The sequence below is a fragment of the Streptomyces sp. NPDC086549 genome (genome assembly GCF_044746205.1).
Classification (GTDB): Bacteria; Actinomycetota; Actinomycetes; order Streptomycetales; family Streptomycetaceae; genus Streptomyces.
In genome coordinates, this window is record NZ_JBIVBS010000003.1 from 273,799 (window position 1) to 288,881 (window position 15,083).

11 protein-coding genes are annotated in these 15,083 nt (G+C 72.3%); 7 read left to right on the forward strand and 4 right to left on the reverse strand.

Annotation, left to right across the window (positions count from 1 at the left end):
- The first annotated feature begins 97 nt into the window (after positions 1-97).
- Positions 98-517, forward strand: a complete 420-nt coding sequence (locus tag ACIPSA_RS12220) for a DUF6278 family protein (protein ID WP_402632443.1) — start codon at positions 98-100, stop codon at positions 515-517.
- Positions 518-716: 199 nt separating this feature from the next.
- Here the strand turns inward: ACIPSA_RS12220 and ACIPSA_RS12225 are convergent, their stop codons facing one another.
- Both ACIPSA_RS12225 and ACIPSA_RS12230 read right to left on the reverse strand, forming a co-directional pair.
- Positions 717-2,282 carry an alpha/beta fold hydrolase gene (locus ACIPSA_RS12225; protein ID WP_402632446.1) on the reverse strand — a complete coding sequence of 522 codons (1,566 nt, stop codon included), beginning with the start codon at positions 2,280-2,282 and terminating at the stop codon, positions 717-719.
- A 116-nt stretch (positions 2,283-2,398) separates the two neighbouring features.
- Positions 2,399-3,157: a hypothetical protein gene (locus tag ACIPSA_RS12230; protein ID WP_402632449.1), complete on the reverse strand. Its 759-nt coding sequence runs from the start codon at positions 3,155-3,157 to the stop codon at positions 2,399-2,401.
- Positions 3,158-3,301: 144 nt separating this feature from the next.
- Here ACIPSA_RS12230 and ggt point away from each other — a divergent pair, with 144 nt between their 5' ends.
- Positions 3,302-5,101, forward strand: coding sequence for a gamma-glutamyltransferase (ggt, locus tag ACIPSA_RS12235; RefSeq protein WP_402632452.1), 1,800 nt, complete (start codon positions 3,302-3,304; stop codon positions 5,099-5,101).
- Position 5,102: 1 nt separating this feature from the next.
- Here ggt and ACIPSA_RS12240 read toward each other — a convergent pair whose 3' ends face one another.
- Together ACIPSA_RS12240 and map are read right to left on the reverse strand one after the other, a co-directional pair.
- Positions 5,103-7,718 carry an ATP-dependent Clp protease ATP-binding subunit gene (locus ACIPSA_RS12240; protein ID WP_402632455.1) on the reverse strand — a complete coding sequence of 872 codons (2,616 nt, stop codon included), beginning with the start codon at positions 7,716-7,718 and terminating at the stop codon, positions 5,103-5,105.
- Between the two features lie 183 nt (positions 7,719-7,901).
- The gene (gene map / locus ACIPSA_RS12245; RefSeq protein ID WP_402632458.1) at positions 7,902-8,669 is read right to left on the reverse strand and encodes a type I methionyl aminopeptidase; all 768 of its coding nucleotides are present in this window, start codon (positions 8,667-8,669) and stop codon (positions 7,902-7,904) included.
- 32 nt (positions 8,670-8,701) lie between these two features.
- Between map and ACIPSA_RS12250 the strand changes: the two genes are divergently transcribed.
- From ACIPSA_RS12250 to ACIPSA_RS12270, 5 genes are all read left to right on the forward strand, one after another.
- The gene (locus tag ACIPSA_RS12250; RefSeq protein ID WP_402632461.1) at positions 8,702-8,953 is read left to right on the forward strand and encodes a helix-turn-helix domain-containing protein; all 252 of its coding nucleotides are present in this window, start codon (positions 8,702-8,704) and stop codon (positions 8,951-8,953) included.
- 147 nt (positions 8,954-9,100) lie between these two features.
- Positions 9,101-10,960, forward strand: a complete 1,860-nt coding sequence (locus ACIPSA_RS12255) for a hypothetical protein (RefSeq protein ID WP_402632464.1) — start codon at positions 9,101-9,103, stop codon at positions 10,958-10,960.
- Between the two features lie 158 nt (positions 10,961-11,118).
- Complete coding sequence (locus ACIPSA_RS12260; protein WP_402632467.1) at positions 11,119-11,961, forward strand: nitrilase-related carbon-nitrogen hydrolase; 843 nt, start codon at positions 11,119-11,121, stop codon at positions 11,959-11,961.
- Positions 11,958-13,241: an aspartate aminotransferase family protein gene (locus ACIPSA_RS12265; protein ID WP_402632470.1), complete on the forward strand. Its 1,284-nt coding sequence runs from the start codon at positions 11,958-11,960 to the stop codon at positions 13,239-13,241. The genes ACIPSA_RS12260 and ACIPSA_RS12265 overlap by 4 nt, the downstream gene beginning before the upstream one ends.
- A 14-nt stretch (positions 13,242-13,255) precedes the next feature.
- On the forward strand, positions 13,256-14,839 hold the full coding sequence (locus ACIPSA_RS12270; protein ID WP_402632473.1) for a PucR family transcriptional regulator: 1,584 nt from the start codon (positions 13,256-13,258) through the stop codon (positions 14,837-14,839).
- Positions 14,840-15,083 lie beyond the last annotated feature (244 nt).

Here is a 15,083-nt window from a genome sequence, read left to right on the forward strand (position 1 = left end):
GGATCATGCCGCGGACGCGGGGTCTGGCACGCCCTCCCGCGCGACACCCCCGTTCGGGCTGTGGTGCGCACGGCGGTGCGAATGCCACGCTGGGCATATGAACATCCCCTTCCTGGGCAACCGGCACAAGAAGAGCGGTGAGACGGTTCTCACCGTCGACCCCGAGGGCGTCGCCGAGCTCCTCTCCGAGTGCGAGCTGCTGCGCTCCCAGGCGTCCCAGGAGGGCGTCCGGCTCGACGACTCCGCGGCCTCCCTGGAGGCGCTCGACCAGCTGCTGCCGCGCTGGCGTGACGACGAGGAGAGCCTCACCTGGCTGGGCAACGACGCCGGGCTGTACCTGGGCACGGTCATCGTGCGCACCGTCGCCGGCGCACGCTGGGACATCCGGCCCGGCGGGCAGGCGGTCGTACGGCTGGCGTCCGGGCGCGAGTTCGACGTCGTGGAGAGCGGCCACGAGTGGGCGGTGAGCGGTGTGCCCGAGCTCTCGCAGCTCTACGCCGAGGTCGCCGAGACCTAGGGCATCGAGACCTAGGGCATCGAGACCCAGGGCGTCGAACCTCGACTACGATTGACCGCTCATCCCCGTGGTGACGGTGGTACCGCCGATCCGCAGGGGATGTGCGAGGAAGGCTGCCGGGCGGGGAGACCCCCCACGCCCCCGAGACCGTAGGGGGCAGCAGTTCACAGGGCCAGGCCCGGCCGGCGGCAGCCGGAGATCACTGCTCGCGCAGCGGGACGGACACGTACGACGGGTCGTCCGCCGGCGAGGAGAAGGTCAGCTGCGCGCCGGACGGGTTGTGCTCGGTGTAGAGCGGGTCGACCGTGTCGACGACCAGCGCGAGCCGGTGTCCGGCCGGGACGTCGTACGCCGTGGAGAACAGGTCCAGGTCCACGTCGAACGCCTGGCCGGGAGTCCGGTCGTACCAGGTGTACGGCGCGTTGGTGACCAGCTTGCCGAGACCGAGCGGGCCCACGTCGTACAGGTACGCGACGAGAGTGCCGTTCTCCTTGGTCGGAGTGAGCGTGGTGTGCAACTTCGCCGTGCCGCGCACCTGTTGGGCGGTGCCGTACTTCTCCGACTGCCAGACCGCGGCCCAGCGGCGGGGGAGCAGCGGGATCGAGGCGACCGGCGGGAGCTGGGCCACCTGGTCGAGGACGCTGGAGAGGAAGACGATCCCGCCGTCCGCGCCCGAGTCCACGTTCGCGTGGATCGTGGTGGAGCCCGCGAGGGCGAGCTTCCCGCGGGTCGCGCCGACCGACTTCCAGTCGGGGTAGGCCTCGTAGCCGCCGGAGGTGCGGGACTTGAGCTGCACGGGCTGCTCGCGGTCGATGCCGTTGTCCACGCCCCGGAGATAGTGGTCCATCCAGCGCCCGGTGTCGGTCCACACGTCGTTGGGCAGCCCGAACAGGCCGGTCAGCTCCGCGGTCGCGTGGTCACCGGGGCGCATCTCCAGCCGCTTCGGGACGGTGAGCTTCTCGTAGAAGTCCGCGTACTGGTTGGCCGGGAAGATCGTGTCGCCCCAGGCGTTGGCCATCATCACGGCCGGGCCGTTCTGGTTGAGCTGGTCGACATAGGTCGCGACCGAACGTTTCTTCCCCCAGTCGATCATCTCCTGTTCCTTGGTGAGGTTGGAGGCGTAGAAGTCATTGAAGATCTGCCGTACTTCGGGGCTCTCGCGGCCCGTGATGACACCCGCGCCGTCAAGGAAGGCGGCCGCCTCGACGTGCTGGGTACGGCCGGAGTAGATGGAGCCGATCAGGTCCGCCCAGCCGCTCAGCGCGGCGACCGCCTTGATCCGCTTGTCGTGGGCGGCGGCGAGCAGGCTGATCCCGGCGCCGTAGGAGACGCCCGCCATGCCGATGTGCTCCGGGTCGGCGGGGGTGTTGGCGAGTGCCCAGTCGATCACTTTGGAGGCGTCCGCTATGTCGGGCGGACCGGCCACTTCTATCTGTCCGCCGGACTGCCAGAAGCCGCGCACGTTGTAAGTGAGCACGATGTAGCCGGAGTTCGCGAGCTTCTGGGCCTGGACCAGATACTCGGCCTGGGGCAGGCCCCAGCTCGTGGGCAGCACGATGAGCGGGTAGCTGTGCGAGGCGTCGGCGCCCGCCGGGGTGACGATGTTCGCCTTGAGGGTCGTGCCCCCGTCGCCGGTGATGTCGACGAAGCGGACGGAGGCGGCGGCCCGCGCGGCCGGAGCCAGTCCCACGACGCTGCCGGCGATCAGGGCGGCCGAGACGGCTCCGACGGCGGAGGTGCGCAAGGTGGTGCGACCGTGTCCCATGAGTCACTCCTCACTCGTGTCAGTGCAAAGTGACCCGACAGTAACCGTGACGCCCTACCCTAAGTAACCCGTCGGTAAGTTACGCGCGGGTAAAGATATTTGGAGTGTGCTGTTCCCTAGGAGGCCCGGTGTGATGTACGTGCAGCCTCCAGTGTCGGCAGCGGGGCCTGAGCGGTCCGCGTCACGTCCGCGACGAGCTCGACGACGTCGGGGCCGTACGCCTGCGAATTGACCACCTTCAGCAGGAGCACGAAGGTGTTGCCGCCGTGCTTGCGGGCCAGCCGCTCGTGGTTGCGGGCGAGATAGCGCGTCGCGGCCTGGTTGGTGATCGCGCGCTGGCCGCAGAAGAGGAACACCGGACGCGCGTCGCCCCGCTGGCCCGCGGTGAGCCGCGCGAGGAGCACGTACTCACCCTTCCCGGACTCCAGCCGGTAGCGCTCGCTGCCGATCTGGAAGGCGCCCCGGTCCGGGCCGGGCTCCGCGTCCACGTTGACGTGCACGCCGGGCAGCAGGGAGGCGAGGTGCGCGGCCATACGGCGGTTGGAGGCGGGCCCGCCCACACAGAACTCGGTGCGCTCGCCGAAGCCCTGCTGGGTCGCGTCGTGCGCGACGACCTGGGCGTTGGCGTTGCAGTCCTTGATGAGGGCGGCGAGTTCGAGGAGCGCGAACACGTCGTGCCGCATCACCGTCAGCTCCGGCCCGCCGGCCTCGCGGTTCACCACGAGCAGCGACTCGGAGTTGTCGGGCAGCCCGAAGAACGCCTGTTTCCGCCGCAGCTTGCGCTTCCACAGGTAGGTGCGGGCGAGCCAGCCGAGCCCGGCACTGACACCGGCGGCCATCACGCCCAGGACGATGTTGCGGACGTCGTCATTCATGGGCGCGCATGGTAGCGGTCCCGGGTGGCCGGAACGTACTCGTGTTCGATGTGTGACGTTCGCGCGACAATTGCCTTGAATGTGGCTGTCGGGGCCAGGCCGATGTGGCTACGCTGCGCGGACTGTCCTGGACTGGAGGTACGGATGCGTCGCTCTGCCGCGCGGAAACTGACGGTTCTGGCGGTTTCGGCCGCCGTGGTGTCGGTGGGGGCGGCGGCGCCACCGGCCCCGACGGCCGGGACGGCGACGAAGGTTCCGGTGGCCGTCGGCTACGGCGGCGCGGTCGCCAGCGTCGACGCGGACGCCTCCGCCGCCGGCATCGAGGTCCTGAAGAAGGGCGGCAACGCCGTGGACGCGGCCGTCGCCACGGCCGCCGCGCTCGGTGTCACCGAGCCCTACTCCTCCGGCATCGGCGGAGGCGGCTACTTCGTCTACTACGACGCCAAGTCCCGTACGGTGCACACCATCGACGGCCGCGAGACCGCGCCGCTCACGGCCGATTCCAACCTCTTCGTGGAGAACGGCAAGCCCCTCGCCTTCGCCGACGCCGTCAGCAGCGGCCTGAGCGTCGGCACCCCGGGCACGCCGGCCACCTGGCAGACGGCCCTCGACAAGTGGGGCAGCGACAGACTCGGCACGGTCCTCGAACCCGCCGAGCGCATCGCCCGCGACGGCTTCACCGTGGACGACACCTTCCGCACCCAGACCGCGTCCAACGAGACCCGCTTCCGCTACTTTCCGGCCACGGCGAAGCTGTTCCTGCCCGGCGGACAGCTCCCGGTCGTCGGCTCCACCTTCAAGAACCCCGATCTCGCCCGCACCTACGAGGAGTTGGGCAAAAAGGGGGTCGCAGCGATCTACCACGGCGGCCTCGGCGAGGACATCGTCAACACCGTGAACAACCCCCCGGTGGACCCGGGTTCCGGCTGGCACGCCCGCCCCGGCAAGCTCTCCGCCGCGGACCTGGCCGCCTACCGCGCCAAGCCGCAGGCGCCCACGAGGACGTCGTACCGCGGGCTGAAGGTCTACTCGATCGCACCCTCCTCCTCCGGCGGCACCACGGTCGGCGAGGCCCTCAACATCCTGGAGCGGACCGACCTTTCGAAGGCCTCCGAGGTGCAGTACCTGCACCACTACATCGAGGCGAGCCGCATCGCCTTCGCGGACCGCGGGCGCTGGGTCGGCGACCCCGCCTTCGAGGACGTACCGACGAAGGAACTGCTCTCGCAGAAGTACGCCGACTCGCGCGCCTGCCTGATCAAGGACGACGCGGTCCTCACCAGCCCGCTCGCGCCCGGCGACCCGCGCGACCCGGCGTCCTGCACCACCTCGGGCACAGCCGCCCCGACCACGTACGAGGGTGAGAACACCACCCACCTCACGGTCGCCGACAAGTGGGGCAACGTCGTCTCCTACACGCTCACCATCGAGCAGACCGGCGGCAGCGCGATCACCGTCCCCGGCCGTGGCTTCCTGCTCAACAACGAGCTGACCGACTTCTCCTTCACCCCGGCCAACCCGGCCGTGCACGACCCGAACCTGCCCGGGCCCGGCAAGCGGCCGCGCTCGTCGATCTCCCCGACGATCGTGCTCGACCGGCACGACCGGCCGGTGGTGGCGCTGGGCTCGCCCGGTGGCGCGACCATCATCACGACCGTGCTGCAGACCCTCACGGAGTTCCTCGACCGCGGGCTTCCGCTGGTCGACGCGATCGCCGCGCCGCGCGCCAGCCAGCGCAACGCCGCCCAGACCGAGCTCGAACCCGGGCTCTACGACAGCGACTTGAGGACCCGGTTGGAGGCCATCGGGCACAGCTTCAAGCTGAACCCCGAGATCGGCGCGGCGACCGGCGTTCAGCGGCTGCCGGACGGCAGGTGGCTCGCCGCGGCCGAGAAGGTACGCCGGGGCGGCGGGTCGGCGATGGTGGTGCACCCGGCGTCGTAGGTCAGGCGTCCGGTGCCGCCGGGCGTGCCTGCGCGTCCGGCGCCTCCTGGCCGGCCGGAGCGGCCGGTGCCGCTCCGCCCGGCTGTGACGCCGTCCGCGGTGCCGGCTCCGTGTGGAACGCCAGTCGCCCGTCCTCCACGTCCACCGTCACCTGGCCGCCCTCGGCGATACGGCCGTCGAGCAGCAGCCGGGACAGCCGGTTGTCCACCTCGCGCTGGATGGTGCGGCGCAGCGGCCGGGCGCCGTACTCCGGCTGGTGGCCGCGTTCCGCGAGCCAGCCGACGGCCGCTTCGTCGAACTCGACCGCGACGCCCTGGGCGTGCAGCAGCCGACGGGTGCGCTCCAGCAGCAGGTCGGTGATCTCCCGCAGCTGCTCGGCGGTGAGCTGGCGGAAGACGACGACCTCGTCGATGCGGTTGAGGAACTCCGGCCGGAAGTGCTCGCGCAGCGGCCGCAGGATCTGCTCGCGCCGTGCCTCCTCGTCGGCCTGCGCACCGGAGGGACCGAACCCGATGCCGGCGCCGCGCCGGGTGATGGCCTCGGAGCCGAGGTTGCTGGTCATCACGATGACCGTGTTGGTGAAGTCCACGGTGCGGCCCTGCGAGTCGGTGAGCCGGCCGTCGTCCAGGACCTGCAGCAGGATGTTGAAGACGTCCGGGTGCGCCTTCTCCACCTCGTCGAGCAGGAGCAGCGAGTACGGGTGCCGCCGCACCACCTCGGTGAGCTGACCGGCCTCCTCGTGGCCGACGTACCCGGGCGGCGCGCCGACCAGGCGGGACACGGTGTGCCGCTCCTGGTACTCGCTCATGTCCAGCCGGACCATCCGGTCCTCGCTGCCGAAGAGCACCTCGGCGAGCGCGCGGGCCAGCTCGGTCTTGCCGACGCCGGTGGGACCGAGGAACATGAAGCTGCCGATCGGCCGGTCCGGGCTGGCCAGCCCGGCGCGGGAGCGCAGTACCGCCTCGGCCACCACGGCGACCGCCTCGTCCTGCCCGATCACCCGCTCGTGAAGGTGCTGCTCAAGACCGAGCAGCCGGTCCTTCTCCTCCTGGGTGAGACGGCTGACCGGGATGTGGGTCAGCCGGGACACCACCTCGGCGATGGCCTCCGTCGTCACCTCCAGGTGCTGGCCCTCGTCGGCCTCCTCGTCGCCGCTGGCCTCGGTGATCCGCTCCTTCAGCTCGCCGATGCGGTCGCGCAGCTGCGTGGCCTGCTCGTACTGCTCGTCCGCGACCGCCTGGTCCTTGTCGCAGGTGAGCTGCGCGACCTCGCGCTCCATGGCGCGCACGTCCGAGCCCTTCGTCTTGGCGCCGAGCCGCACCCGGGCGCCCGCCTGGTCGATCAGGTCGATGGCCTTGTCCGGCAGCCGGCGGTCGGTGAGGTACCGGTCGGACAGCTCCACGGCGGCCACCAGGGCCTCGTCGGTGTAGCGGACCTGGTGGTGGGCCTCGTAGCGGTCGCGCAGTCCGCGCAGGATCTCGATGGTGTCCTCGACCGTCGGCTCGGGCACCAGGATCGGCTGGAACCGGCGGGCCAGCGCCGCGTCCTTCTCGATGCGGCGGAACTCCTCCAGCGTGGTCGCGCCCACGACGTGCAGCTCGCCGCGGGCCAGGGCGGGCTTGAGGATGTTGCCCGCGTCCATCGCCCCACCTTCGCCGCCCGAGCCGGCACCGACGACGGTGTGCAGCTCGTCGATGAAGACGATCAGCTGGTCGGAGTGGGCGCGGATCTCGCCCACGATGTTGTTCAGCCGCTCCTCGAAGTCCCCGCGGAAGCGGGTGCCGGCGACCACGCCGGTCAGGTCGAGGGCGACCACACGGCGGCCGATGAGTATGTCGGGCACGTCCCCGTCGGCGATCCGCTGGGCGAGCCCCTCCACGATCGCGGTCTTGCCGACCCCCGCGTCGCCGATCAGCACCGGGTTGTTCTTGCCGCGCCGGGAGAGCACCTCGATGGTCTGCTCGATCTCCTCGTCCCGCCCGATGACCGGGTCGATGCGTCCCTCCCGGGCCTGCTCGGTCAGGTCCCTGCCGTACTTGTCCAGGGTGGGTGTCGTCGTCGGCCGCCGCTCGGCTCCGGGGCGGGCCCGGTCCGTCTCGGGTACGTCGGGCGATCTGCCGGTGGCCGCGAAGTGGGCGGCGCCCAGGATGTGCCCGGCGGCCGAGTCGGGGTTCGAGGCCAGAGCGCTCAGCACGTGTTCGGGGCCGATGTACCCGGCGCCGGTCGACCGTGCCAGGTCGTGCGCGTCCAGCAGGGCCCGTTTGACGGCCGGGGTCAGCGAGAGGGAGGTCGGCGGCGGGACCTCGCCCGGTGGGTGCTGGACCGGGCCGGACCGCTCGTCGATCTCCGTGGCGAGGGAGTCCGGGTCCGTGCCCGCGCGGCTGAGCAGACTCCGGGTGGGCTCGGCGGACAGGGCCGCGCGCAGCAGGTGCTGGGTGTCCAGGTCCCGGCTGCCGTGCTCGGCGGCGTACTGGGCGGCGCCCCGCACGAGCTCCCTCGCCGGCTGGCTCAGCATGCGGCCTATATCGATGTGGCGAGGGTTCTGCTGGGGGCCGCCTCCGCCGAGGAAGCGGGACAGGAAATCACCGAAGGGGTCGGGAGGGTAGCCGTCGGTCATGGCGTTCCGTTCCTTTGGTGCTGGTTCATAACACCTTGGCACGGATGGTCTCCGACGGCACGTGCGGGGCGCCTGCGGATCGGGGAACGAGTGCGGTCGCGTGGCCGCGGGTCCGTCGTGGCCGGTCGCGCCCACGCGGCGGAGCCGTATGCCGACACGGCCCGCGCCCGTTGGCCGGCTGCCCTACCGTTGCGTAAGGATGCGCGGGCCCGTCTCCGTGATCGCCACCGTGTGTTCGGCGTGGGCCGCCCGCGAACCGTCGCTCGTCCTGAGCGTCCAGCCGTCCGGGGCCGCGTAGTAGTCGTCGGTCCCGCCCGCGACGAGCATCGGCTCTATCGCCAGGACCATCCCGTGACGCAGGCGCAGGCCACGGCCCGGCCGGCCCTCGTTGGGCACCGGCGGGTCCTCGTGCATGCGGCGGCCCACGCCGTGCCCTCCGAAGCCGTCCGGGACGCCGTAACCGGCCTCCCGGCACACCGTGCCGATCGCGTGGGCGATGTCGCCGATGCGGTTGCCGACGACGGCCGCCGCGATGCCCGCCGCCAGCGCCCGCTCCGCGGCGCCGATCAGGCGTACGTCCGCCGGGCGCGGCCTGCCCACGGTGAAGCTGATCGCCGAGTCGCCGACCCAGCCGTCCAGCTCGGCGCCGCAGTCGATCGAGACCAGGTCGCCGTCGCGCAGCCGGTAGCGGCCGGGGATGCCGTGGACGATCGCGTCGTTGACGGAGGCGCAGATCACGGCGGGAAAGGGGGTGGGGGCGAAGGAGGGACGGTAGCCGAGGAACGGCGAGGAGGCCCCGGCCTCACGGAGCACCTCGCGTGCCACCGCGTCCAGTTCGAGGAGGGTGACGCCGACGTCGGCGGCCTCCCGTACAGCGGTCAGGGCGCGCCCCACGACCCGGCCCGCCGCGTGCATCGCGTCGATCGATGTGTCCGTCTTCAGCTCCACCATGCCAATTACTATACCGGTATTAGAATGACGGCATGGTACGCACCCCACTCACCCCTGAGGAACGCGAGCGCGGCGAGCGGTTCGGACGGCTGCTGCGCGAGGCCCGTGGCGGCCGGAGCATGACGGAGGTCGCGGTCGAGGCGGGGATCTCCGCCGAGACGCTCCGCAAGATCGAGACCGGCCGTGCTCCGACCCCGGCGTTCTTCACGGTGGCCGCGCTGGCCCGGGCGCTCGGGCTGTCGATGGACGAACTGGCGGAGCGGTGCGCGCCGATCGGGGTGTGACACGAATGGGTCGGAGTGTTGCGCGCATCGGTCAACATCGCGCAATGAGGCTCCTGCGCGCCCGCCGAAAACTCGCCGTAGCAGCCTCGTAACACAACTGGTGTTGCCTACCGAACCGGAGAGCTCCGGTCTGGCGGGAGTTGGGCAATGGCAGTGGAACAACTTCCCCTTCGGGTACGGGAGTTCGCGAACTACCTGGACGGCCTGCTGGCGCGCCTGGATCAGGGCAGCGGCTGGTGCGGGGTGTTCTGGCAGCGCGACCCGGACGGCATGCGGGCCTGCCTGGAGGGGCGAGAGGTGCCTCCGTGGGACGTGGTGGGGGCGCTCCTCCAGGACCTCGCGGCGGCGTACGGCGCCGGCGCCGCCGGGCGGGAGGCGGAAGGGGTCCGCGCTCTGCACGCGGCCGCGCTCGCCGCGTTCGATGTCCGCCCGGGTGGCCGGGACGCCCTCGCGGACAGTCTCGACGTCATGCTCCGCGAGCAGCGGTACGCGGCCGAACGGCAGGCGGAACTGGGCCGGTTGCTCGCCTCGGCGACCTCCCCGGAGCAGGCCGACGCCATCCGCCTCGACCTGGCGTGGGCCCAGGACGACCATGAACGGGCGACCGTCCGGTGCGCGGAACTCCGCTTCCGGATGACTGAGCTGGACCGGCGCGACGCCGACGGCCGGGCCCGCGGGGCAGGGGCGGTCCGGCGCGCAGCCGCGGGGGATGTCCGTCCGTCCGACGACGTGTTCTCGCGGGGCCGGGGAACCGGTGCCTCCCCGGTGAACTCCTCGGGCGGCTCGCCGGCGGGCGGTCCGGTCGGCGGGCCGAGGGCGACGGGTCCCGGCGGCGGCTCGCCGGCGGCCGGTGCGGCCGCGGGGCTCTTGTCGGGGCGGGCGGGTGCTCCGTCCACGGGAGCGCGCGTGGGCCGGGCGGCGGGACCGTACGCGACGGACAACGCCTCCCCGCACGGCACGGCCCATGACCACCACGCCCTGGCCCCGCACGGCACGGTCCATGACCACGGCGCCCCGGCCCCGCACGGCACGGCTCATGAACACGACGCCCCGGCCCCTCACTTCCGGACCGCCGACGGCACCCCCCGAGTCGCGCCCGACGGCCGTGCCTCAGGCCGACACCCCTATGACCCCGCCGAATCCTCACCCGCCGCGCCCGCCGACTCCTCATCCGCCTCCGCCGCCTCCGCCGAAACCCCACCCGCCTTCCCTGCCGCAGGATCGCCCCTCGCAGCCGACACCACCCAGGCCCCCGAACCCGCCCCCACCCCCGCCAGACAGCGCAAACGCCGTCGCGGCAGTGCCCGCTTCGCCGGGATGGCCGAGGACGAGGGCACGCCGGCGGTCGTACCGCAGGCCCCCGCACCGACGCTGCCCGCACCGGCCCCCGCCGCGCGCCGCACCCCGCGAGGGGCCCGGTTCGCCGGGGCCGCCGAGCCGGCACAGCGGCCGCGGCCGCGGACGGAGCCGCTGGACGCGGAGGCGGCACGGGCCGTGGCCGCGGCCGTGGAGACGCTCCAGCGGCTGCGGGGCGAGGGCCGTACCGGCGAGGCACACGCCCTGCTGGCCGAGATCGCCCACTGGCCCGCCGCCCGCCTCCCGCTGCTCGCCGCGGAACTGCAGCGCGCCGGGCACGGCGCCGACTGGGCGACCCTGCTCTGGGAGGCCGCCTCGCTGCCCGCCGACGGCCTGGTGGCGGCCGCCGACGCGCTGGTCGCGGCCGGCCGCGCCGCCGACGGGCAGCAGATCCTGCGGCAGGGCGTCGTACGGCCCGCGGGCGAGATCGGGGAGGCCGTGCTCGGGCTCGCCGCCGAAGGGCGGACCCGCGAGGTGCGTGCCCTCCTCGACGCGTACGTCCGCGTCCGCACCCCCGAGGAGGCGGCACGCAGCGCCGCCCCGGACCCGCAGCGGCTCGTACCGCTCCTGCTGGAGGCCGCCCGGGGCGTGTCGGACGAACGTCACTGGGACCTCGTCCACGCCCTCCGCGTCGCCGGTTTCACCGCCTGACCGGCCCGCCGAATCACCCACAGGGGTGCGAAACGTGATCGACTCAGCGGGTTAACGGCAATGGTCTTGGCAAGGCTCTCCCCGAGGCTTACGTTCGTCCCTCTACGGCCTGCGTCTACGGGCGTAGAGGCTCTGACGTCCCGCCGAAGGAGCAGCTCATGGCCAACGTCGTACGTGCCGCCCTGGTCCAGGCCACCTGGACCGGCGACACCGAGTCCATGGTGGCGAAACACGAGGAGCACGCCCGTGAGGCGGCCCGCCGCGGTGCGAAGATCATCGGATTTCAGGAAGTCTTCAACGCCCCCTATTTCTGCCAGGTCCAGGAGCCGGAGCACTACCGCTGGGCCGAGCCGGTGCCCGACGGCCCGACCGTGCGTCGTATGCAGGATCTCGCCCGCGAGACCGGCATGGTGATCGTGGTCCCCGTCTTCGAGGTCGAGCAGTCCGGCTTCTACTACAACACCGCGGCCGTGATCGACGCCGACGGCACGTTCCTCGGCAAGTACCGCAAGCACCACATCCCGCAGGTCAAGGGCTTCTGGGAGAAGTACTACTTCAAGCCTGGAAACGCCGGCTGGCCCGTCTTCGACACCGCCGTCGGCAAGGTCGGCGTCTACATCTGCTACGACCGCCACTTCCCGGAGGGCTGGCGGCAGCTCGGGCTCAACGGCGCCCAGCTGGTGTACAACCCGTCGGCCACCTCGCGCGGTCTGTCCGCTTATCTCTGGCAGCTGGAGCAGCCCGCGGCTGCCGTCGCCAACGAGTACTTCGTCGCCGCGATCAACCGGGTCGGGCAGGAGGAGTACGGGGACAACGACTTCTACGGCACGAGCTACTTCGTCGACCCGCGCGGGCAGTTCGTGGGCGAGGCGGCCAGTGACAAGGCCGAGGAACTCGTCGTCCGCGACCTCGACTTCGACCTGATCGACGAGGTGCGGCAGCAGTGGGCGTTCTACCGCGACCGGCGCCCCGACGCGTACGAAGGGCTGGTGCAGCCGTGAGCGACCTCTACGACCGCCACCGCAAGGTGCTCCCCGACTGGCTCGCCCTCTACTACGAGGACCCCCTCGAAATCACCCACGGCGAGGGCCGCCACGTCTGGGACGCCGACGGCAACCGGTACCTCGACTTCTTCGGCGGCATCCTCACCACGATGACCGCGCATGCACTGCCCGAGGTGACGAAGGCGGTGAGCGAGCAGGCCGGGCGGATCCTGCACTCCTCGACCCTCTACCTCAACCGGCCGATGGTCGAACTCGCCGAGCGCATCGCCAAGTTGAGCGCAATCCCCGACGCCCGCGTCTTCTTCACCACCTCCGGCACCGAGGCCAACGACACCGCCCTGCTGCTCGCGACCGCCCACCGGCGCAGCAACACGGTCCTGGCGATGCGCAACAGCTACCACGGCCGCTCCTTCAGCGCGGTCGGCATCACCGGCAACCGCGGCTGGTCCCCGACCTCCCTGTCCCCGCTCCAGACGCTCTACGTCCACGGCGGTGTGCGCACCCGCGGCCCGTTCGCCGAGCTGAGCGACCCCGCGTTCATCGACGCGTGCGTGGAGGACCTGAGGGACCTGCTCGGCCACACCCGTCCGCCCGCGGCGCTGATCGCCGAGCCCATCCAGGGCGTCGGCGGCTTCACCTCGCCGCCCGACGGCCTGTACGCCGCCTTCCGCGACGTCCTGAGCGAACACGGCATCCTGTGGATCGCCGACGAGGTGCAGACCGGCTGGGGCCGCACCGGCGACCACTTCTGGGGCTGGCAGGCACACGGCCGAAGCGGCCCGCCGGACATGCTCACCTTCGCCAAGGGCATCGGCAACGGCGCCTCCATCGGCGGGGTCGTCGCCCGCGCCGAGATCATGAACTGCCTGGACGCCAACAGCATCTCGACGTTCGGCGGCACCCAGATCACCATGGCCGCCGGGCTCGCCAACCTCACCTATCTCCTGGAACACGACCTCCAGGGCAACGCCCGGCGCGTCGGCGGGCTGCTCATCGAGCGGCTGCGGGCCGTCGCCGCGCAGCTTCCGGGGGTACGGGAGGTGCGCGGGCGCGGGCTGATGATCGGCGTCGAGCTGGTGCGCCCGGGGACCGACGAGGCCGACCCGCGGGCCGCCTCGGCCGTCCTGGAGGCGGCCCGGGAGGGCGGGCTGCTCATCGGCAAGGGCGGCGGGCACAACACCAGCGCGCTGCGCATCGCACCGCCCCTGTCGCTGACCGTCGCGGAGGCCGAGGAGGGCGCCGCGATTCTGGAACGCGCTCTGAGGAGCACCTACTAGGCAAGAGGTTGAGCATGACGACCACCTTGGAGCCCCGGGGGCTCGCGGAGGCCCCGGAACCCGCGCTGTCGGTCCGCCAGGTTCTCTCCCTGGAACGGGTGCTGGCCGGGGAGCCCGAGGTGGTGGCCGGCGCCGGCCAGCTCGACCGGCCCGTGCGCTGGGTGCACGTCGCCGAGGCCGCCGACGTCGGCGTGATGCTCAGCGGCGGCGAGATGGTGCTCACCACCGGGGTGCTGCTCGCCGGCGACGAGGGCAGACAGGCCGAGTACATCCAGTCGCTGCACCGCGCGGAGGCCGCGGCCGTCGTCCTGGGCCTCGGCCGGGCGTTCCCCACCGCGCCGGACGTGATGCGCCGGGCCGCCGAGCGGTGCGGGCTGCCCATGGTCGTCCTCCACCGGCCCTTTCCCTTCGCCGAGTTGACGGAGGAGGTCCAGTCCCGGCTCGTACGGCGGAAGTACGCGGCCGTCAGCCTCTCGGAGTCCGTACGGACGGCCCTGACCGGACTCATCACCGCGGGCGCCCCGCTGCAGCAACTGCTCGACGAGGTGGCCCAGCACAGCGGCTGTCCGGTCGTCGTCACCAACCTCGCCCACCGCGTCCTGGCCACGGCGGGGGAGCGGTCCGCGGTGGACGACGTGCTGCGCGACTGGGAGCGCATCGCCCGGCAGGCGGGCGGAAACGAGGGCGACGGCTGGATCCGGGCCGAGCTGGGCGGGCGCGGGGAGCGGTGGGGACGGATCATGCTGTGCGGGTACCGGGGCGACACGGCCACCGGACGGCTGCTCGCCGACCGGGCCGCCGAGGCGCTGGTCCTGCACCGCATGCTAGGCGGCGGCTCCGCCCACACCTGGGAGGAACAGTCGGCGCAGGGCCTGCTGACCGACCTGGTCTCCGGTGTCGTACCGGCGAGACAGCTGCTGCCCAGGGCCCGCGCGGCCGGACTGCCGGTCAACCGGCGGACGTTCGTGCCCCTGGTCGTGCGGGACGGCGAGCCCACCCAACTCGACCGAGTCCTGCGCATGCTGGGACTTCCGGGACTCGTCGCCGAACTCGCCGACGGCGCCACCGCCGTGCTGCTCAGCCTCGCCCGGGACCAGGACGCCGCGGCGCTCGCGGCGCACTTCGCGACGCGGCTGCGGGCCGAGTCCGGGGTGGCCCGTACGGTCGTCGCCGCGGCCGATCCGCGCACCGTCTGGGACGAGGTCCCCGCCGGGCTGCGCGAGGCCCAGCACGTCGCCGACGCCGTCGCCGACTCCTCGGACGCCCTGTGCCTGCCGGCCGTCGTACGCCTCAGGGACGTCCATCTGCGTGGCCTGATCCGGCTGCTGCGGGACGACCCGCACGTGCAGTCCTTCGCGGAGCGGGAGCTGGACGGGCTGCTGTGCGACCCCGGCCAGGACCTGCTCGACGTGCTGCGGACGTACCTCGCCACCGGCCGGAACAAGTCCCGTACCGCCCAGCTCCACCACGTCTCCCGGCCCGCGCTGTACCGCCGCCTGGAGGCGATACAGGGGCGCCTCGGCGTCGACCTGGACGACTTCGAGCAGGCGGCCTCGGTGCACATCGCGCTCCTCGCGCATGACGCGCAACAGGGGTGAAACATGCGACGACCTGGGAAAACGACGGTGAAACATGGGCCGACGAAGTCGTGACACGGTGGCACGCCGCGCGCCCGCAGACGTGACACGGTGCAACTCAAAGCCTGCTTCCGGACTTTCTAGGCTCCTGGGGCGGGGGGCGGGGGGGGGGGGGGGTGCGGGGAGTGGGGGGGGCGGCCGCACCACCAGCCCGGGCCCCCGGCCACCGAGCCGAGGGAAGGGAAACGCGCCCTGGGGGCGGCGG

Bases quoted from the DNA above. Each gene is read 5' to 3' on its own strand.
- ACIPSA_RS12240 (WP_402632455.1), bottom strand. From the start codon at position 7,718: ATGACCGACGGCTACCCTCCCGACCCCTTCGGTGATTTCCTGTCCCGC.
- ACIPSA_RS12270 (WP_402632473.1), top strand. From the start codon at position 13,256: ATGACGACCACCTTGGAGCCCCGGGGGCTCGCGGAGGCCCCGGAACCC.
- ACIPSA_RS12260 (WP_402632467.1), top strand. From the start codon at position 11,119: ATGGCCAACGTCGTACGTGCCGCCCTGGTCCAGGCCACCTGGACCGGC.
- ACIPSA_RS12225 (WP_402632446.1), bottom strand. From the start codon at position 2,282: ATGGGACACGGTCGCACCACCTTGCGCACCTCCGCCGTCGGAGCCGTC.
- ACIPSA_RS12250 (WP_402632461.1), top strand. From the start codon at position 8,702: ATGGTACGCACCCCACTCACCCCTGAGGAACGCGAGCGCGGCGAGCGG.
- map (WP_402632458.1), bottom strand. From the start codon at position 8,669: ATGGTGGAGCTGAAGACGGACACATCGATCGACGCGATGCACGCGGCG.
- ACIPSA_RS12255 (WP_402632464.1), top strand. From the start codon at position 9,101: ATGGCAGTGGAACAACTTCCCCTTCGGGTACGGGAGTTCGCGAACTAC.
- ACIPSA_RS12220 (WP_402632443.1), top strand. From the start codon at position 98: ATGAACATCCCCTTCCTGGGCAACCGGCACAAGAAGAGCGGTGAGACG.
- ACIPSA_RS12230 (WP_402632449.1), bottom strand. From the start codon at position 3,157: ATGAATGACGACGTCCGCAACATCGTCCTGGGCGTGATGGCCGCCGGT.
- ggt (WP_402632452.1), top strand. From the start codon at position 3,302: ATGCGTCGCTCTGCCGCGCGGAAACTGACGGTTCTGGCGGTTTCGGCC.